The sequence below is a fragment of the Paenibacillus sp. FSL M7-1414 genome, from assembly GCF_038003195.1.
Lineage (GTDB): Bacteria > Bacillota > Bacilli > Paenibacillales > Paenibacillaceae > Paenibacillus > Paenibacillus amylolyticus.
On sequence record NZ_JBBOOS010000001.1, the window covers coordinates 430,750 to 450,676 of the forward strand.

General features: G+C 48.1%; 19 protein-coding genes. 11 read left to right on the forward strand and 8 right to left on the reverse strand.

The genetic code is table 11. From position 1 onward, the window contains the following. Window position 1: 1 nt before the first annotated feature. The 6 genes from MHH92_RS02060 to MHH92_RS02085 all read left to right on the forward strand — a co-directional run bounded on the left by MHH92_RS02060 (window position 2) and on the right by MHH92_RS02085 (window position 6,295). Entirely contained in the window at window positions 2-769 is a 768-nt protein-coding gene (locus MHH92_RS02060) for a response regulator transcription factor (RefSeq protein WP_340388623.1), read from the forward strand. Window positions 770-872: 103 nt separating this feature from the next. Then, the gene (locus tag MHH92_RS02065) at window positions 873-2,168 is read left to right on the forward strand and encodes an ABC transporter substrate-binding protein (RefSeq protein ID WP_340901678.1); all 1,296 of its coding nucleotides are present in this window, start codon (window positions 873-875) and stop codon (window positions 2,166-2,168) included. A 30-nt stretch (window positions 2,169-2,198) separates the two neighbouring features. Further along, window positions 2,199-2,909 carry a hypothetical protein gene (locus tag MHH92_RS02070; RefSeq protein WP_340901679.1) on the forward strand — a complete coding sequence of 237 codons (711 nt, stop codon included), beginning with the start codon at window positions 2,199-2,201 and terminating at the stop codon, window positions 2,907-2,909. A 236-nt stretch (window positions 2,910-3,145) separates the two neighbouring features. Beyond that, window positions 3,146-4,060 (forward strand): carbohydrate ABC transporter permease, encoded by a 915-nt coding sequence (locus MHH92_RS02075; RefSeq protein ID WP_340901680.1) that lies wholly within the window; start codon window positions 3,146-3,148, stop codon window positions 4,058-4,060. Then, window positions 4,044-4,898 (forward strand): carbohydrate ABC transporter permease, encoded by an 855-nt coding sequence (locus MHH92_RS02080; protein ID WP_340901681.1) that lies wholly within the window; start codon window positions 4,044-4,046, stop codon window positions 4,896-4,898. Before MHH92_RS02075 ends, MHH92_RS02080 begins: the two co-directional genes overlap by 17 nt. A gap of 59 nt (window positions 4,899-4,957) precedes the next feature. Continuing rightward, window positions 4,958-6,295: an FAD-dependent oxidoreductase gene (locus MHH92_RS02085; RefSeq protein ID WP_340907611.1), complete on the forward strand. Its 1,338-nt coding sequence runs from the start codon at window positions 4,958-4,960 to the stop codon at window positions 6,293-6,295. 406 nt (window positions 6,296-6,701) lie between these two features. Here the strand turns inward: MHH92_RS02085 and MHH92_RS02090 are convergent, their stop codons facing one another. From MHH92_RS02090 to MHH92_RS02105, 4 genes are all read right to left on the reverse strand, one after another. Next, entirely contained in the window at window positions 6,702-7,352 is a 651-nt protein-coding gene (locus tag MHH92_RS02090; RefSeq protein WP_340901682.1) for an amino acid ABC transporter permease, read from the reverse strand. A gap of 112 nt (window positions 7,353-7,464) precedes the next feature. Then, on the reverse strand, window positions 7,465-8,187 hold the full coding sequence (locus tag MHH92_RS02095; protein ID WP_036616642.1) for an amino acid ABC transporter permease: 723 nt from the start codon (window positions 8,185-8,187) through the stop codon (window positions 7,465-7,467). 101 nt (window positions 8,188-8,288) lie between these two features. Further along, window positions 8,289-9,119 (reverse strand): transporter substrate-binding domain-containing protein, encoded by an 831-nt coding sequence (locus MHH92_RS02100; protein ID WP_127548003.1) that lies wholly within the window; start codon window positions 9,117-9,119, stop codon window positions 8,289-8,291. 39 nt (window positions 9,120-9,158) lie between these two features. After that, a complete protein-coding gene (locus tag MHH92_RS02105) occupies window positions 9,159-9,887 on the reverse strand; it encodes an amino acid ABC transporter ATP-binding protein (RefSeq protein ID WP_211084485.1) in 729 nt (242 codons plus the stop codon). Window positions 9,888-10,367: 480 nt separating this feature from the next. Here MHH92_RS02105 and MHH92_RS02110 point away from each other — a divergent pair, with 480 nt between their 5' ends. Beyond that, window positions 10,368-11,981: a glycoside hydrolase family 28 protein gene (locus MHH92_RS02110; protein WP_282319599.1), complete on the forward strand. Its 1,614-nt coding sequence runs from the start codon at window positions 10,368-10,370 to the stop codon at window positions 11,979-11,981. 150 nt (window positions 11,982-12,131) lie between these two features. Here the strand turns inward: MHH92_RS02110 and MHH92_RS02115 are convergent, their stop codons facing one another. Then, window positions 12,132-12,983 (reverse strand): AraC family transcriptional regulator, encoded by an 852-nt coding sequence (locus tag MHH92_RS02115; RefSeq protein ID WP_036616653.1) that lies wholly within the window; start codon window positions 12,981-12,983, stop codon window positions 12,132-12,134. A gap of 257 nt (window positions 12,984-13,240) precedes the next feature. Here MHH92_RS02115 and MHH92_RS02120 point away from each other — a divergent pair, with 257 nt between their 5' ends. Next, complete coding sequence (locus MHH92_RS02120; RefSeq protein WP_017691032.1) at window positions 13,241-13,702, forward strand: cupin domain-containing protein; 462 nt, start codon at window positions 13,241-13,243, stop codon at window positions 13,700-13,702. A gap of 151 nt (window positions 13,703-13,853) precedes the next feature. On the opposite strand, the gene MHH92_RS02125 is transcribed toward MHH92_RS02120, so the two are convergent. The 3 genes from MHH92_RS02125 to MHH92_RS02135 form a co-directional block, all read right to left on the reverse strand. Beyond that, complete coding sequence (locus MHH92_RS02125; protein WP_340901683.1) at window positions 13,854-14,705, reverse strand: hypothetical protein; 852 nt, start codon at window positions 14,703-14,705, stop codon at window positions 13,854-13,856. Next, the gene (locus MHH92_RS02130) at window positions 14,702-15,220 is read right to left on the reverse strand and encodes a sigma-70 family RNA polymerase sigma factor (RefSeq protein WP_101314859.1); all 519 of its coding nucleotides are present in this window, start codon (window positions 15,218-15,220) and stop codon (window positions 14,702-14,704) included. Before MHH92_RS02130 ends, MHH92_RS02125 begins: the two co-directional genes overlap by 4 nt. A 273-nt stretch (window positions 15,221-15,493) precedes the next feature. After that, entirely contained in the window at window positions 15,494-16,321 is an 828-nt protein-coding gene (locus tag MHH92_RS02135; RefSeq protein WP_036616658.1) for an aldo/keto reductase, read from the reverse strand. A 333-nt stretch (window positions 16,322-16,654) separates the two neighbouring features. Between MHH92_RS02135 and MHH92_RS02140 the strand changes: the two genes are divergently transcribed. The 3 genes from MHH92_RS02140 to MHH92_RS02150 all read left to right on the forward strand — a co-directional run bounded on the left by MHH92_RS02140 (window position 16,655) and on the right by MHH92_RS02150 (window position 19,902). Beyond that, a complete protein-coding gene (locus MHH92_RS02140) occupies window positions 16,655-17,911 on the forward strand; it encodes a DUF445 domain-containing protein (RefSeq protein ID WP_036673132.1) in 1,257 nt (418 codons plus the stop codon). A 353-nt stretch (window positions 17,912-18,264) separates the two neighbouring features. Further along, window positions 18,265-18,546, forward strand: coding sequence for a hypothetical protein (locus tag MHH92_RS02145; protein WP_047840388.1), 282 nt, complete (start codon window positions 18,265-18,267; stop codon window positions 18,544-18,546). A gap of 15 nt (window positions 18,547-18,561) precedes the next feature. Next, window positions 18,562-19,902 (forward strand): hypothetical protein, encoded by a 1,341-nt coding sequence (locus MHH92_RS02150; protein WP_253505205.1) that lies wholly within the window; start codon window positions 18,562-18,564, stop codon window positions 19,900-19,902. Window positions 19,903-19,927: the final 25 nt, after the last annotated feature.

Genomic DNA, 19,927 nt, shown 5'->3' on the forward strand with positions numbered 1-19,927 from the left:
CATGTATAAAGTATTGCTTGTAGAGGATGAGACGGTCATCCGTCAGGGACTGAGGGAACTGATCGTACAAGTGTCTTCTCAGTTTCAGGTAACGGGCGAAGCATCGAGCGGTACCGAGGCGCTGGATTTTCTGAGATGTGAGGTGCCGGACGTGTTAATCACGGATATCCGCATGCGTGAAATGGACGGTTTAACTTTGGTAAGCAAAGCCAGAGACATGTACCCTGAATTGTTAATGCTCATCATTAGCGGTTACGGTGAATTTGAATATGCACGCAAAGCGATGGAGTTCGGGGTGTTGAACTACCTGTTGAAGCCAATCGATCGTTATGAACTGGCATTATGCATACAAAAGATTCAATTGCTGCTGGATCGCAGATACGGTATTACAACTCTTTCTATCCCTGAGCCATCTGGCAAAACAGAACACGCTGGTGGAGATACACGGAAGATTATCCGAGATGTGAAGGAGCACATCAAGCAACATCCCGATGGAGATCTGCGACTTCAGACGATAGCCGATCTTGTTAACTTGAACCCTACTTATTTAAGCCAATTGTTCAAGAACGAAATAGGCATCAATTATTCCGAATACATCACGGAGGCACGTATGGAGCGGGCCAAGTGGTTGCTGATCAACACGGGTCTCAAAATCTATGATGTGGCACGGTTATCCGGGCATCAGAGCCCCAAACACTTCATGCTGGTGTTCAAGCAGCAGGTGGGATGGACCGCAGGAGAATATCGAGACCGATTCAGTATCTCTTGAAAAACCATACCATTTCTGTAGTTGACGTGATTTCAGGGGGAACGATGCTTTCGTTATACTTTGGTTGCACATGTATACCACGACGTCCATAAGGGGGATTTCCATGAAAAAAGCAGGACTGATACTGGTGTTTATATTCATGATGATGGCTTCAATCGCGTGCACAAGCTCCAATTCCGGCAGTGAATCTGGCAGTTCAAGCGGAGAGAATGGAGAGGTCGAGCTGAAGTTCATGATGTGGGGCAATCAGGCGCATATGGATGTGTACAACAAGTTGATTGATGACTTCACAAAGGAAAATCCAGGCATCAAAGTAACGATGGAATCCGTACCTTTCGCAGAATACCAGCAAAAAATTTCGGTGCTTGCCGCCGGAGGCTCTCTTCCCGATCTCGCCTGGGTATCGGAGCGAATGGTGCCGCAATTCAAGTCCAACCACATTCTGGCCGATGTATCGGAGTTCAAGGATGATGCACAGTTTAAGCTGGATGATTATATTCCAAGTACATTGGATTTGTTCCGTGATGGCGATCAACTGCTGGGATTACCTTTTTCTACACCTCCGGTGGTGATGTTTTATAATAAATCGCTGTTCGACCAAGCCGGCCTGACTGATCCAAACTCACTTGCCACCCAAGGAAAATGGACATGGGAACAGTTCGAAGAGTCCGCCAAAGCCATTACCAGCAAGGATGCGACTAACCGAATCTATGGCGCCAACTTTTTTCGCGACTGGAAGACCTGGGCGGTGCTTTCCTCCTACTCCTGGTCCAATGGAAGCAGTCCATTCGACGAAGGCATGACAACGTTCACCTGGAACGATGCCTATGGCGTACAGACCTTTGAATTACTGGCACGCATGATGTTCACCGATGAATCACATCCGAAGGCGGGCGAACAGGTCAGCTTTGATGCGGGTAATGTGGGCATGTTCTTTGATAATTACAGCTATGTTTCCAAAGCAAGAGAAATTACGGATTTTGAATGGAGCATCGCTCCTATGCCTTCCGGTTCTCAAGGCAGTGTGCCGATGCTGGGGCAGGCCGGATATGCCATGTTCAACGACAGCAAACATCCAGAGGAAACGAAGAAGCTGTTGAAGTATTTTGCCAGTGAGCAGGGGATTCAGGCGACAGCCACCTACTTTGTACCTCCGCGTACCTCTGTTCTGAACTCAGATGCATTCATTCTTCAGCCGAATAACCCGAGCAAAGAGCATATCGGGCAGGCGGTCATTGATGAAATGCCAAAAGCGCGCTTAATCCCCGGTCATATCCGTTGGCAGGATATCGACAATGCGGTATTGCAGGGATTTGACCGACTGTTTGCAAAGACAGCGACAGCTAAGGATAACCTGAAACAAATGCAGGAAGAGATCCAAAGCGTGTTGCAACCCTAAATCATTCGATCGGAACCGGAGGTGAGAACGATGGGCAAATTCAAAGAATTACTTGAACGGAAAGCGCTGTCGCTGGTGGTCAGCCTGCCTGAGAATGATATCGCTTTGGCTCGGGCAGCCATGGAAGAGGGTGCTGATGCACTGAAGGTGCATTATAATGTCGGTCATCGCGCCAGCGGGAATCATTTTGGTCCATTGGACATGTACGCCGAGGTGTTTCGGGCGATCCGCAGTGAGTTTGGTGGTCCGGTAGGGGTCGTACCTTCTGGCAGTATTGATGGAGCAAGGCGAGAGGATGTGGAGAGGCTTTCCGGGCTGGGTTTTGATTTCTATTCCATCTATGCACATCACTTGCCATCTTTCATGCTGAGTGACTTGGGGCTGGACCCAACGTTTGCGATCAATGAGGAATATGATGCTTCCCTCGTAACATCGGCAGCTCACTTCGGCTTCACCGCTCTGGAGGCATCCATTGTGCCTGGAAAAGAATATGGTACACCGCTAAGCTTCGCGGATGTACTCAAGTATCGCCGTCTGGTCTTGCAGGCCCAGGTACCGGTATTGGTCCCTTCCCAGCGAAAGCTGGTGCCGGAGGATGTTCGGGTGCTGCACGATACCGGGGTAAAGGCGATCATGCTTGGGGCGGTCGTGACAGGCAATACGGAGGAACAGCTGCGAAGGGCTGTGAACGGGTTCCGCAATGCGGTGGACAGTCTGAACCGTCCGGACTATATAAGTTGAACTAAAGAATATTTACACTTGCCACTCCGATACCAGAACAACCTTCCGATCGCTGTTATCCCCAGATTTTTTTGAATCCCATATATAAAGGGGAAATCCGGGGATAAAGGCGACCACTTCGCTTCTTCAGGTTTTTTCTGTCCTCTACGTTCTTGTGTAAATGTATAGTTCACCTTATATAGAATCGTCGCAGAGTTCAGCTTCGGAGGAAATTTGATTAAAAGGGGGAGGCCTGATTGACCCATTCACGCAAGCGCAAAAGAGGGGGGCCGCTCGCCAGAGAGGCCCAGATCGCGGGGTGGCTGTTTGTATCGCCGATGGTGCTTGGGTTTACCCTGCTGCTGTTATTTCCCATGGGTCTCGCGTTATACATGAGCCTGACCGATTGGCCGCTGCTGGGGGACCATCATTTTATTGGATTGGAGAATTACCGGAATATTATGACAGACGCGATGTTCTGGAAAGTGCTTGCCAATACGGTTTATTTCACAGCGGGGCTGGTGCCGCTTAATATTGTGCTCGCCTTGCTACTTGCGTTGCTGCTATCCAGAAATCTGCGGGGCATCGGAATTTTCCGAACCGCCATCTTTGTTCCGGTCATGACCTCGTTGATCGTATGGGCCATCGTGTGGAAGCTGATGTATGCGACAGAGTCTGGATTGATTAATCAGCTTCTGTTGATGCTGGGCATCAAGGGTCCGGCTTGGCTTTACAATCAGGATCTGGCAATGCCAGCGGTTATCGTGACAAGTGTGATGAAAAATGTAGGTCTGAACATGGTGCTGTTCATAGCAGCCATTCAGCAGGTACCGCGTTCGCTGTACGAAGCGGCAACATTAGACGGGGCGGGCAAGAGGGGAACTTTCTTTCACGTCACACTGCCCATGATCACGCCAACCGTGTTTTTGACCGTAGTCATGACTGTGATTGGTTCACTCAAAGTATTCGGGCAGATCTATGTGATGACACAGGGCGGGCCGAGCAACAGCACCAAGGTATTGGTTTATTATATCTGGGAAAAAGCATTCAAACTATTTCAGTTTGGCTACGCTTCTGCTCTCGCATATGTGCTGTTCTTTATCGTGCTAATTCTGACGCTGCTGCAATGGCAGCTCCGAAAGAGGTGGGTATTCAATGAAGGCGATGCCTAGTCCTTCGGGGCGGAAGATAGGAAGTACTCTGGGGACGTATTTGTTGCTGACTCTGATTTCGCTCATTATGATTGTGCCATTTATCTGGATGATATCGACATCATTCAAGGAACCCCAGAGCATATTCACCTATCCACCGCAGTGGATACCGGAAACATTCCGATTTCAGAACTATATCGATGTCTTTCAATTGATTCCGTTTCACCGTTTTTATTGGAACAGTATCTACATTTCTGCTTTGGTTGTGCTAGGAACTGTATTCTTTGCCTCCCTCGCAGGGTATGCATTTGCCAAAATTCCGTTCAAAGGACGTAATGTGGTATTTCTCATCCTGCTAAGTGCGATGATGATTCCCCATGAGGTCACGGCGATTCCGATGTTTCTATTCATGCGACAACTGGGGTGGATTGATACCCATCTTCCGTTGATTTTACTGCCGATCTTTGGGGCGGGTGGTGTGTTTGGCATCTTTGTGATGCGGCAGTTCTTCATTACGGTGCCAACGGAGCTGGAGGAAGCAGCGATGATGGACGGCTGCAACCGATTCCGGATATATGCGCAAATTATGCTGCCGATTGCCAAGCCGGGTATGGCTACGCTGACGATCTTCACGTTTGTGACCATCTGGAATGAGTTTTTTGATCCGTTGATCTTCATTAACTCGCGTGATCTAATGACGCTGCCGCTTGGATTATCCCTGTTCACAGATGAAGTGGGTACAGCCTGGCAATATCTGATGAGTGCCACCGTCATGGCAACCTTGCCACTGTTAATTGTTTTTTTCCTGGCACAACGGCGCTTCATTGAGGGGGTTGCCATGACAGGGCTGAAAGAGTGAGCAGTGCAACATGTGCAATAGAACGGAAGGAGGGACAACATTTGCGTGAACAGAAGAGCATGAAAAAAGAAGAAGCAGATGTCGTTATTGTGGGAGGGGGCCCTGCGGGTATAGCGGCAGCCATTGCGGCTGGACGGCAGGGTATACGAACAGTGCTGGTGGAGCGATATGGATTCGTGGGCGGGATGTCAACTGCCGCTATGGTCTATCCCTGGATGACTTTCCATACGGAGCGTGGTGAGCAGGTCATTAAAGGCATTGCGCAGGAGATTGTGGATCGTTTGCAGGCACGTGGTGGCTCTCCGGGGCATCTGCGCGATACAGTTGGATTTGTGCATACCGTTACGCCGTACCATCCAGCCATCTTTCAGGTGGTTGCGGCAGAGATGTTACAGGAGGCTGGTGTCCGGCTGCTGTTACACAGCTTTGTGGACGAGGTGGTCGTTGTAGGTGAACGGGTGGAAGCGGTGCGAGTGACCAACAAGTCTGGAAGAATGGAATTCCAGGCGAATGTATTTGTGGATTCAAGCGGGGATGCGGATCTGGCTTATCTTGCGGGTGCTTCTGTGGCAAAGGGACGAGACGGCGACCATCAGTCACAGCCGATGACCATGAAATTCCGCATGCGTGGTGTGGATCTTGGACGAGTGAAACAATACATGCTGGAGCACCCGGAGGATTTCTATGTGAAAACTCCTTTTGCTGAACTGGACAGCATTCCGTTAACCGGGGTGAGTGGATTCTATTCCCAGTGGAAAAAAGCAGGTGTGCCGATTAATCGCGACCAGGTATTGTTTTTTACCGGACCGGCAGAGGATGAAGTGCTGATTAATTGTACCCGAGTGCAGGGACTTGATGCGACGGATGCCGAGGATCTAACCTCTGCGGAACAGGAAGGCCGGAAGCAGGTGCTGATGATCGCTGAGTTTTTGCAGCGTGATGTGCCTGGATTCAAACGGGCTTCGATCTCGGCAGTAGCAACGCAGATTGGTATCCGTGAATCCAGGCGAATCATAGGTCATTACGCTTTGACCCAGGTGGATGTGGTTGCAGGACAAAAATTTGAAGATGTGATTGCCAGAAGTGGTTATCCGATTGATATTCATGACCCTTCGGGTCAAGGCGTTGTGGCTGCCTTTATAGAGGGAGATGGAGCATATGATATTCCGTATCGCTGTCTGATCTCTCGAAATATCCGCAATCTGCTGGCGGCAGGACGCTGCATCTCCACCACACATGAGGCGCATGCAACGACAAGGTTGACTCCAAGCTGTATGGCTACCGGGGAGGCCGCGGGAACAGCGGCTGCACTCACAGTGAAGATGAAGCTGGACCCGGTGGAACTGCCGATCGCGCTGTTACAGGCGGAATTACGTCGCAACGGAGCAGCGATCTAGCGGATGAGCTGATTGTGGACGAATTGGGCGAATCGGGTGAATCATTAATAGTGGGAGTGGGTGTTTATTTAATTCGCGGTGGTGGCGTAAGTTTTAACGAACCTGAGGCGTCTAATTTCGGGATATAAGCTGAAATGAAAAATGTAACGAATCTCAGTGAAGTTATTTTACACAAAACCCTGCAATAGGGGGTAAAAGTGGGGTGAATCGGAAGAATAGAGCGTCTACGATTCGTTAGATTAGAAACTATCCCCAAAATAGCTAAATAAGCTTCCCTCAGTTCGTTAGAAATTGGTGGGAAGCTTGTGAATTGATGAGCATAACTGTAGCCCCAAAGACTCCAAATCCACTGCATAGGTGGGTTTAGAGTCTTTGGGGCGCCTTCATGCCTTATTCTCTCCGATTATCAATTCATCCGTGCCTCAAGTCGCCTTGCGACAATGGACAGCGCGTAGTTGATGACAAAATACAATACGGCTGCGAGCAGCAGGGCCGGGATAATGTAATCAAAACTTTGACCGCCAAGGATCTGCACGTTGTGCATCAGCTCCGGCAGAGAGATGATGATCGCCAGTGAAGTATCCTTCAGGAGTGAGATGAACTGGCTGACCATCGGCGGGGACATGCGGCGTAGCGCCTGTGGCATGATGATGCCACCGAGAGTCTGCATGTAACTCAGGCCCGAGGAGCGGGCAGCTTCCACCTGACCGCGCTCAACAGACTTCAGACCGCTACGGACGATCTCAGCGATCATCGCGCCTTCAAACAGACTCAGTCCAACAACTGTGGACCAGAAGACGGCCATTTTAATCCCGAGCTGTGGAAGTACCATGTGGATGAAGAAAATGATGAGCAACAGCGGCAGATTTCGGATCGTGTCCACGATCACTGCCACGATCTGTGACAGAACAGGGATACGGGTAAACCGGATCGTACCCAGCACAGTGCCGAGCACAAAGCTGAATATAATGGATAGCCCTGCTACCTGCAGGGTAATCAGGAATCCTTGAAGCAGGAAACGAAGGTTGGGCCACGCATAGGCCCCGCTAAAGTCCATATTTTATTAGCCTCCTTCTGTATGCAGGAATGGAATATCGAAGATCAATAGATGGGGCATGGACAAGCCGATATATTTCCCTAAAAATCTACGCCAGGTACAAGTCGATCTGTTACATGGTGACCTGACCTGCCGGTTTGTTCTTTTTCGGTTTGCCTTTGGTGCTGCGCGCTTCTGCATCGCTCTGTCCAAACCTGCGCTCCATATAATGCACCAGGAAGCTGAGTGGTAGTGTCAGCACCAGATAGAACAGCGCAACAATGGTGTACACACTTAGCGGCTGGAATGTATCCGAGTTAACCAAGTCGGCAAAATACATAAGATCCATACCAGCGACAACGGCAAGAATGGATGAGTTTTTGACCAAATTGATGAACTGGTTGCCGATGGACGGCAGTACAATCTTGATGGCCTGGGGCAGAATGATCAGGTTCATGGCCTGTACATAGGACAAACCTGAAGACCTTGCTGCTTCCAGTTGTCCACGCGGCACGGTCTGAATGCCCGCTCGGATTGCTTCGGCAATGAAAGCGGCGGTGTAGATGGTCAGACCCAGAGTACCGGAGACAAATCCATCCAGCGAGATGCCTAGTGCAGGCAGTCCAAGATAGAAGAAAAACACAACCAGCAACAATGGGATGTTTCGGATAAATTCCACAAAAGCCGTGCCGATCCAGTTCAGGGGTTTCACAGGGGATATCCGAAAGATAGCCAGGATCGCGCCAAGGATAAAGCTGCCAATGAGAGCCATAATGCTCACTTGAATCGTATTCAGGAACCCTTCCAGAAAACGATCCGAGTGTCGCATCAGTACGCTGAAATCCAATGTGCCCATATAGGCGAAGCCTCCGTTCTCCAGATGTAGAAACGGCGATTACGTCTGCTCATGCTTCGCATCCAGCAGACGAATTCGCCGCTTACCTATCTTAATTCGGGTTACTCGGGCTTGGAGCCGAGCCATTTCTCATGTAATGTGTCATATTCCCCGCTGTCTTTCATGCTTTTGAGCAGCGTGTTGACTTCCTCCACGAAGGCAGTGTCGCCTTTGCGAATGGCCATACCATAAGGTTCGCTTGTGAAATTGCCACCAACCAATTGGAAGCTGTTATCCGTCTGTTGCATACCGATGAGGATGATGTTATCTGTGGTCAGCGCTTCGCCTTTACCTGCTTTGAGAGCAGTGAATGCATCCTGATAGTTATCGAATTCAAGCACCTCAGCATCCGGGGCTTTCTCGCGAATGTTCTGAGCGGATGTGGAGCCTTTCACCGCGAGTACTTTCACCCCGCTGAGGCTTTCCAGGCCGGTAATCGCACTGTCGTTTTTCACCAGCAGGGATTGGCCTGCCTCGAAATAAACATCACTGAAATCTACCTGTTCCTTACGCTCATCCGTAATTGTCATCGTGGCGATGATGATGTCGATGTCTCCATTTTGCAGCATCGGAATACGTGTCTTGGAAGTGACCTCTTTCAGTTCGATCTTGGTCTCATCTCCAAGGATTTGTTTGGCGAGTGCTTTGGCGATATCAATATCGAATCCTTCAACGTTGCCACTTGCAGGATCTTTCAAGCCAAACAGCTTCGTATCGTATTTCACACCGGCAATGAGCTTGCCGCGTTCCTTAATCCGCTCAATCGTGCCTTTCGCCTCGGCGTCAACACCGCCGCTCGTCGAAGGTGTATCTGTACCTGTACTACAACCTGACAATACAAGGGAGAGAATGAGGACAAGCATAAATGATGGCCATTTCAATAATTTCTTCATGAATAAAGACCCCTTTCAAAATGGAATAGTGGATTATTCTCAATGATGAATCAGACGGCTCAGGAATTGCTGTGCTCGTTCTTCTCTGGGGTTGTCAAAAAATTCAGTAGCGTTGGCCTCTTCTACAATTCGGCCTTCGTCCATGAAGATGACCCGGTCCGCAACTTCACGGGCGAATCCCATCTCATGGGTAACGACGACCATGGTCATGCCATTATGGGCAAGGGAACGCATAACATCGAGGACTTCCCCGATCATCTCGGGATCGAGAGCAGAGGTAGGTTCGTCAAAAAGCATGATTTTGGGCTCCATGGCGAGTCCTCTGGCGATGGCTACCCTTTGTTGCTGTCCACCGGACAACTGGGAGGGATAACTGTCTGCTTTGTCGGCAATGCCCACTCGGGTCAGATACTTCATTGCTGTTGCGGCTGCTTGTTCTTTGGGTTGTTTGCGCACCTTCATGGGTGCAAGGGTAATGTTATCGATGACTTTTTTGTGAGGATAAAGATTGAAGTGTTGAAATACCATGCCGATGTCACGGCGGAAGAGGTTAATGTCCACCTTTTTCTGATGTAGAGGAATCCCACTGACGACAAGTTCACCTTCGGTAATGGTCTCCAGGCGGTTAATACAGCGGAGTAACGTGCTTTTGCCGGAGCCGGAAGGTCCGATAATGACGACGACTTCTCCTTCTTCAATGTGAAGATGGATATCCTTGAGGACATGAAAATGACCGAAATGTTTCTGGACACCCCTAAATTCAATCAAGAGTACACCCCATCCTTTCTGCAACGTCTGTGTGTAAAAGGAATAATAAGGAATAAATTGAAACTAGTTATTTAATCATACATAGTCATCCTGCTTATGGCAATTAGTTTGTGATAAAACATGACATAAGTAATGGGTTCCCTAGGGCTATAGCCAGAAAATATGTTATATATCTGTCATGTTATTAAACTCCTTGTGACGAATCCTGACAGAAAAATGAATCTATTCTCCTAGTTGCTTTCCAACCTTTGGAATAGTTGTATAGAGTATACTGAAAGTGATGTTTGATTTATGACTCTGATTAACAAAACAAATAGCATCAAGTTCCACGTGTACATGGCAAGAAAGCTCAACCCTACACGTCATGCCATTGATATGATGGAGCGAGAGAGCGTCCGTTTGAACGTAAGTAAGGAAAGTAAAAGCGATGTATTGACCCTATAACAATTCCATTACATGTAGAGAGGATGATTCTGCACGATGAATACATATCACTCCCCAATGTCGACAGGAGCAAGTGCCCAGTCCGATGTTCGAGCTTATGAAGCCAATTTGCCTGTCATTCCTGTACAGGATTTTCAGCTTACAGACTATGGAGCTGTTGGAGACGGCGTAACAGATAATACGGAGATGTTCCGACTTGCCATCGCTTCATGTGCTGAAGCAGGAGGTGGGAGAATCGTAATTCCTGCCGGGGTATGGCTCACAGGTCCGATTGTAATGCGCAGCCGGATCGAACTACATGTGGAAGAAGGGGCACTGGTTACGTTTAGCCGAGATTTTGATCAATACCCATTAATTGCATCAAGCTTCGAAGGCTGGCAGGTGGTACGTTGCCAATCCCCGATCGATGGTGATCAACTGGAGGATATTGCGATTACTGGTGAGGGGATATGGGATGGGGGCGGGGAGGCATGGCGTCCGGTGAAACGCTCCAAAATGACCACTTCACAATGGAACCAATTGGTCGCTTCCGGTGGTGTTGTAGAGCAATCCGGCGGAGATGAAGAAATCTGGTGGCCTACCGCAGCTGCACTTGAGGGTGGCACCATCGCGAATCGATTGCATCAGGAGCAGGTGCGTGATGTCGCTGCCTATGAAGAAGTCAGAGACTTTTTACGTCCCAACATGGTCAGTTTACGGAGATGCAAACGGGTACTGCTGGACGGTCCAACGTTTCAGAACTCGCCTGCATGGAATCTGCACCCCTGGGCATCTGAGCATGTCACCATTCGTAACGTGAGTGTGCGGAATCCGTGGTTTTCTCAGAATGGAGATGGGCTGGACGTTGAATCCTGCCGTCATGTGGTGGTGGAGAATAGTGTATTCGATGTCGGTGATGATGCGATCTGTCTGAAATCAGGCAAGGATGCCGAAGGCCGTGAACTGGGTCTTCCATCGGAGTACATCACCATTCGGGATTGCACGGTGTATCACGGTCATGGCGGGTTTGTAATTGGCAGTGAAATGTCCGGTGGAGTGCGGCATGTGCGTGTGTCGGATTGTACGTTTATCGGAACGGACATTGGACTTCGCTTCAAAAGCGCACGTGGGCGCGGCGGAGTGGTTGAGGACATTCAGATTGAGCGCATATATATGAAAGATATCATTATGGAAGCGATCTCGTTTTCCTTTTTCTATGCAAATCAGGAAGGGTCTGCCCGGGGCAGTGATCTATCTCAGGAGATTAGCGAAGAGACGCCAGTGTTCCGAGATATTCGAATATCGGATGTGATCTGTGCGGGTGCCGACACTGCGTTGCTTGTGAGTGGATTGCCGGAACAGCCTTTGGATGGGGTGATCATCCAGCGTTACAACGTGCAAGCTCGCAGTGGTATCCAATGTGCTCATGCGAAACATCTGCATATCGCTGAATTGCAAGCGCAGATCACCGAAGGTCCATTGGTTCATTTGCACCAGTGCAAAGGGGCGGAGCTAGAGAGCATTCAGGGAAAAGGTGCGGATGGCCGACTTCTGATGGTGACCGGACACGAGTCCGCAGGCATTGTATGTCGTGAAGGCGATGCAGACACAGACGGTCGTCAGATATCTGTGGGTCCCGAGGTGCGAAGTGGCGTGATCATTCGTAGATAAAAAGTATGTAATAGGGTTATACAATTTGGTCCAATTCAGCCGTAGTGGTGCAGCCATGATCCAGTAATCGTGATGCCTTTTGATATAAGGAATGCGTAATCTCTGGAGCGAGGCTACCCACTCGGCTTTTATATGAAGTTATCTGATGATCTACCGGTGTTCCTTACGATAGCGCAGCGGTGTTGTACCGGTAACCTGTTTGAATGTTTTGTTAAAATGAGCCGTATGCTCAAATCCTACCTTCTCAGCGATCATCTGGACACGCTCTTGTGTGGACAGCAATCTTCGTTGTGCCTCCCGGACACGAACAACACGCAAATATTCGCTAAACCGAAACCCCGTAAATCGGCTGAACATTCGGCTCAGATAGGATGGACTGATATAAAAACGATTGGCTGCACCCTCCAATGTAAGTGGTTCGGTATAGTTTTTATTCACATAAGTGACAATTTCACTGATTTTGTCCTGCATCGGATGCAAGGGACCGGGGCATGACTGCCGGATGTCCTCCTCTACCCGATGGATACGGATCAAAAGTTGGGCAAGCAGACTTCTTACGGCGATCTCATAGTGAGGGCGTCGCTCTTTGCATTCTTGCAGCATCTGCCACAATATACGCTCCATCTCGGGCTGTTCCGCTTCAGGCAGGCGAAGGAGTCTTGAACAATTAAAAGGCAGCAGACCACATATGCCAAGTTCCATCCCCGTTGCAAAAGCAGGAGAAAAACCGATTAATATCCGTTCGAAGCCGGGAATACTTCCTTTGGAGGTGGTATGTACATCGTGTGGATTAATCAGAATAAAATCACCCTTGCGGGCGGACAGAATCTGACCATTCATGGAATACACTCGTTCACCTTCAAGTAAGTAATACAGTTCGTAGAATGGATGAGCGTGAGGTTGCGGCATACCATTCCCATCATGTCTGCGCATATGTTCAATGGTAAATGAATGTTCACCGATTCGGTATTTGGGTCCAATCCGGTCCTCTATGAGACTCATGGTACAGCTCCCCTCTGCTTCACGGATTAACAACGATATCCATATCATAACGGAACATCCATCTTTTTGTAAACGCTATCATTGGAAATGAAATATTTCTTTAATCCTATCGTTAAATACCGAGAGAATGAATTCGGCATGGCACTTATGTGCTGTCAAGGTGACAAAACTTGAATGATGTTTTAGAGTAGGGGGAGAGAGGCGAAACTCTGGTTAAGGAGTGCCTTCAATATGATTTGGAAGGAAGGAAACAGGTTATGACGACACATGAATTATCGCCATTGGTTGCTGCGCTCAATATGCAACCTCACGTTGAAGGCGGTTGGTATAAGGAAGAATGGAAGGCGTCTTATCAGATTCCACAGTCCGTTCTGCCGGATACATACTCCGGTCCACGATTCTCGGCAAGTTCCACGTATTTCCTGCTGCACGCACATGAAATCTCCGAGTGGCATACGGTTCTGTCCGATGAACTTTGGCTGTGGCACAGCGGCAGTCCAGTTGAACTGAAGCTGGGTGGCAATGGGGAGAACCCGGAGAACGAGGAAGTTCTTGTTCTGGGGATGGATATTGCTGCGGGGCAATCACCACAGGTGCTCGTTCCTGCCGGCGTATGGCAGACAGCGCGTCCGCTGGGCGATGAGCCTGTACTGGTAACTTGCGTAGTAGCGCCAGGTTTCCACTTTGATGATTTCAAGCTGGTATCCAAAAGCGAATAGGTTTTAATATGTGAAAATCCCGATCCGAGATGCTCAGGGCATCCGAATCGGGATTTTTTTGGATCGAGCGTATTAAATATGCTGAGGTCTATGCCCAGTTCAGGGATGTAGGATTCCCTTTTGGATCAGCATCACTTTTGGCAATAACTAATCACTTCGGATTCTCGTTACTCATCCAGCTGTCCACATAAAACTTCTCATGATAATCCGGTTGCTGAGCTAGTTCTTTGAGCTTCTGTTCAGCTTCTTCAGCGGTAAGATATTCTCCAATAACTGCTGTAAACTCACCAGTGGACGTTTTGAGGAAAGAGATGTCCTCATCCGGATAGGACTCTTTAATTATACCCATCGATTCTCCAAAAGGCATTGATTCTGTGCGGAGAGAGTATACCTTCCGAGGTGTGACCGGTTTGCCGTCGGAAGTCAATTTCACTTCCAGGTATCCAGGGTTCTTGAATTCCGTTACGGCATACTGTACCCCTTCTTTTAAAACAACTACGAATCCGACGGAAGAGTCGTCTAAAATCATGGAACCATAAACATCTTTCACTAAAGGCTGGGTCATGAAGTCGGCTTTGACATTCTTTATATCCATGTAACGTGCACCGCTAAAAGTGAAGAGGATACGATTCGGTGCTTCTTTGTGTACCACATTATAATGGGGTGCATCATTAGTCTGAGCATGCTCGTCGGTGCTAAAATTGATTTTTAGCGTATTTTCGGTTGCTTCCGATCCCACAGTTACTCCATCTGTAACTTTGCCTCCATCGCCAAATTGCAACACCTGAACAATAGAGCCGACCACAGGTATTTTGGACATGGCGTTTGCTACGGAAGGGATGTTCACCACGAAGAGAAAAGCAGCACATGCCGCTATGACTGAGGCATAACGAATCATTCGAGATGAATTCTTGCGAGCAGTGGCTCTTTTCTGTGCATGATGAATAACGTCAGTAAGTTGAGCAGGGATTTCAATATTTTCGTAACGATCTTTACCTGTCATAGATCTCCAACCTCTCCTTCAATTAAATCCATTTTTAATTTGTTGATAATCCGATAGAATTTTGACTTAACGGTATTCTCCGACAGGGAGAGCACTTCAGCGATCTCCCGGAAACGCATATTACCAAAGAATTTTAATATAATATAGGCTCTTTCCTCGGGGATAAGCCGGTCCAGTGCGTCATATAGATCCATTTTTTCTTCTAGGGATGCCCCTCGCTCTGGAGATACAAACTCCTGCACATGATCCTCCATATAGGTCACTCGCTGGTTGCGTCGAATATGATCTATCGCTGTGTTAATCACAATTCGTGACATCCAGGAATCAAAATAAGTCATGGACTCCATCTTTCCATAAGCGATGTACCCTTTATAGACCGCTTCGGATACGATATCCAGCGCTTCTTGTTCATTTTTAACATAGCAGTATGCCAGTCGATATAATTTATTTTGAATCTCTGTTATTTTTTCGCTGAACTGTTCTTCTTTTGTCTTTCTATGGTTCAGTCTAATCACTCCTGATCCCCCCTGATCAACCTAAATATTCAAGTCACCGCTCGTTCCAGGCCTGGATTCTATAGAAGTGCTTGAGTTCGCTTGACACTCGTTAGACTGGTGAGGAGAAGAAATAGTTCTAAACGGTCAAAAAATTTTTTTCTTTCGGCCCTGAATAGGATAACGAGCCTCGCCTCAATTCTTAACATAGAATAATTTGCCTATAACATCACATGCCAAAACACCCGCTCTTCTAAGATCGAAGGCGGGTGTAATCGAATTTATTTGCTTATATTAGAAGTTAAAGTTGTCTGGATCAGAACCAAATCGTTTATTCTCGTTCAGACTGTTAATCTGCTCTATTTCTTCCGAAGTTAACTCAAAATCATAGAGATCAGCATTCGCGTGAATACGCTCAGGCGTAACGGATTTCGGTATGGTCACGATGCCGTTCTGCAGATCCCAGCGCAGAATTACTTGTGCGGGGGACTTGCTGTATTTGGCGGCGATATCCTTCAGCAACGGATGATCCATCAGATGACCTTGTCCGAGTGGAGACCAGGCTTCGATCTGAATCTGATGTTTGTTGCAGTACTCACGAAGCTCTGACTGAATCAATAGTGGGTGAAGCTCCACCTGATTAACTGCTGGTTTGATCGTGGCATCGATCATCAAGTCTTCCAGATGGTGAATCTGGAAGTTGCTCACACCGATCGCGCGGATGCGTCCTTCTTTATGGAGTTTCTCCAGCGCTCGCCATGTGTCTTTGTACTTGCCCTTAACCGGCCAGTGGATAAGATAGAGATCCAGGTACTCCAGTTCGAGTCGTTCCATGCTTGCCTCGAAGGCTGCCAGCGTGGATTCATATCCCTGATCACTATTCCATACTTTAGTGGTAATGAACAGATCCTCACGAGCTACTCCAGATTCACGAATACCCTGAGCGACACCTGTTTCGTTGTTATACGCTTTGGCTGTGTCGATGCTGCGATAACCAGCTTGAATGGCTGTTTTGACAGCATGAACGACTTCGTCTCCGTCTTTAACTTTGAATACCCCAAAACCCAGCCATGGCATTTTGACTCCGTTATAGAGTGTGGTTGTGTCCTGCACGTGTTTCATGGTCCGAAATTCCTCCTCTTATTGATTCATTGTTCCACTATGTAATTACCCTGCTGTTCAGCAGCCAATCGATATCGAAGGGCCGTCTTGAATGATTATACTAAAATCTTCCTGGTCTTGGTAAAGGGAGTGATCCATTTTACGAAGTAAACGCCGCTATTATCCTTTTTCTTCAACCAGAGGTTTGGTTTTGACGCTTGTGGGTGATAAGATGAAGTATACGAAATATGGAAGCCAAGACTTTGTAATTGGAGAGTTTACATAAGAACAGACGAAGTACGGAATCGGGTATAGACCAGACCGTACGATTAACGATAAAGGAGCAAGAATACAATGGCTAAACCTAAACAAACCAAAAAAGCAGCTGCCTGGTCTCTCGTGGTCATGGGAGCAGGATTTGCTGCATCCTTGCCGTTCCAGGGCGTTCCTGTGGGCAAGTTGCTGGTAGGATCATTTGAAGCGGGACTCGTGGGTGGACTTGCGGACTGGTTCGCCGTTACCGCATTATTCCGTCACCCGCTCGGCATTCCAATTCCACACACGGCATTGCTGCCGAAAAATCGCGATAAAATGACGGAAGGTCTGGTCTCCGCAGTAGAGAATAACTTGCTCAACAAAGACAGCATTACCGAGAAAATTGCAGATTTCAAAGCAGCAGAGACGGTACTTGATACGTTGACACGTGAGCTTCACAGTGACGGGATCAAGACGATGATTGATACGCTCTGCAAGCGAATTCTGGCTGGTCTGCCGTTAGAGCAGATTGCTCCGCTCGTGGCACGTGAGATCAAGTCACAAGCGGGCGCCTTTGATCTGGGTCCGATTCTGGAACGGGCTGCCCACCAGATGACAGAGCGGGGTTACGACGCCAAAGCGCTGGACTATGGACTGAAGCAAGCCGAGGAGTGGCTGGTTAAACCCGAGACGATCATGTTTTTGGGTGAAAGCGGCATGAAAGCCATCAGCGGCATTCAGATGAACGGATTGATGCAGTTTGCGATGAATGCGTTCCTGGGTTATATGAACGAGGAGCGTTTGGGTGGCATTTTGCAAGGATATCTCTTCGATCGGGTAGAGGATATGAAACGTGAAGGCAGCGCTCTAAGGTACAAGGTGCTTGATATGGTACGTACCCAGACGGTGCGTTTGGCAATGAGTGAGGCTATGCAAGATGGAATCAACAGCTGGAAGAACAATATGTTGGAGGGCTGGAACGCAGAGGAAACGGTGCTGAACAAACTCACCGACCTGAGAGACAAGGCGCTCGCCGCGATGGAAGATGGACAGTATGTAGATACGTATGCACTGCCTGCCATTGAGCGGGTATTGGTTGATCTGCGGGCAGATGACGAGTTGATGACAGGCATGAATGCCAAGATCGTAAATGGCGTCACAACACTGCTGGAGAAAAATCATTCTAAAATCGGTAAACTGGTACGCGAAAATGTGGACAAAATGGACAATGCCACTTTGGTTTCGATGATTGAGGATAAGGTTGGACAGGATCTGCAATGGATTCGGATCAACGGAGCCGTTACCGGATTTGTTATCGGGATTGCGCTGACTGCGCTGCAGATGGCATTGGCATAACAGTAAATCATGCAAAAGGAGGGCCGCTCTTTCGAGGAGCAGGCTCTTTTTGTCGTGGATGGGAAAATTATGATGTACTTGATGCAAGAATTAGGAAAGTGGGTAATGTACACCAAAGTGTCCTATTTGAATCATATAGGAAGAAAGTTACATGAAAACGATCCTGTTAGCCGATATGGCTCATGTTGATTTTGTACTATGATGCAGGTAACAGATGAATAGGGTGTACTTCACATATAGTGAATGCCTCGATTCTACCATGAGGGGGGATCCGTATTAAACGTGCAGGATGGTTGAAGGGTTTATTCACACTAATGATGGTGTTTACTATATTTTTGGGAGGTTGTCAGAACATGAACGCAAGTGAGAAGGAAGCTTTATACCAAGAAGCTGAAGCAACCGTAATTCAGCACTTCAAGCAGAAGTTTGAACTGGATGTTGTGATTACAAGCAAAGAGTTGTTGCCGGAAATGGCAGTGTCCCAGATTGGGCTGAAAGGGCATGTGAAAGATCATGAAGATCAAAGCTTTGGCATTTCGTACGACTACAAAAAGAAGGTAACCAAGAACTTGGTCATTAGTCCTGAGATTGAGGAAGTGATGATAGCCAAGGGACATAATCCATACGACAAATAAAGGGAGGTGTAGTTATTGAGTAACGGGTCCAATATTGATGATGAAACGTATAAAACGATGTCTGATCTAGCCTACCAGGATCAAAAGGCTGGAGACAAATTAACGGAACTTCCCGGATGGGAGGTCCTTGAGGGGACGGAAAGCAATAAATTTTCCGGTTTTGATGCTGTAACATTTTATAATCCCGAGACCAAGGAAGCTGTCATTGCTTATCGTGGTACAGAAGGAAGTGCGTCCTTGGATCGCTCTGTACCTGACTTTGTCATGGATGGCCGCATTGGGGGCGGAGAGTTGATTCGTAAGGGTCAGCAGGAGGCCGGGAATTTTGTTAATAATCTTACGCCGGATTGGCTCGACAAAGGTGTCGAAGGTGTCAAAGACTTCACGGGCATATCCAAAGTGGAGGATTGGGCTGGTGACAGGGTAAGAGACGTGGAGAACTGGACGGGTGATCGCGTAAAGGATATTGAAAAAACTGTTTCCCCTACAGGCTGGGCCAATCAGATGTATCAATCCGAAGACTACGCAAATCACATGCAGAACAAGCATAAGGATCTGAATTTCTCGATGACCGGACATTCCTTGGGCGGGGGAAATGCACAATATGCGTCTGCTTATACAGGAATTCCAGCCGTGACGTTTAGTGCACCATCTGTAATGGGTAATCTGACGCCAGAAATGCGGCGCCGGGCTGAATCAGGTGCATTTGACGGGCAGGTTGTGAACTATGCAAATCCCAGTGATCTGGTAGCCAGCGGAACGCTGGGAGGATATGACCGGCATGTGGGATCGACCTATTACATCAACTCCGATTATGACTCGGCGAATGATGGCGTGAGTATTATCGATAAAGCCAAGAACTCATTTGGCGGGGAGAACTATCACAGTCTGGATCAATATGATTTCAAAAATGGTTACATATCCAATGACCTGTACGATCCGATTACTGGAGAGAGAATCCGCTATTCACCACGCCTTATGGATCACATGGGACCGTTCAGCAAGAACTTCGGTCCGTTACGTTCCAAGTCCGGCGGCGGTGGAGGTATGGCTTCGGCTGCTGCGGCTTCAGGTCTGATTCAGGTAACGCCGGAAGAACTGAAAAGTGTCGCTTCACGGTGGAAGCAAAATGCACAACAGTGCAATGCGGAGCTGAATCAGGTGCGAACCCGCATGGCCCAATATCTGCATACGAGCCGCAGTCGCAGGCTGGAGCCCATTGTCACCCAACTGGACGCGTCGATTCAAGAACTTAGCACATGGCATATGAAACATACCAGCCAGTTCCTGAACTTTATTGATGAGAAGGCGGATGCCTTCCGGCAGGCGGACGAGAGTCCGGTTCATTTTAATTAGGAACCAGGTTGGTTAATGTCGATAT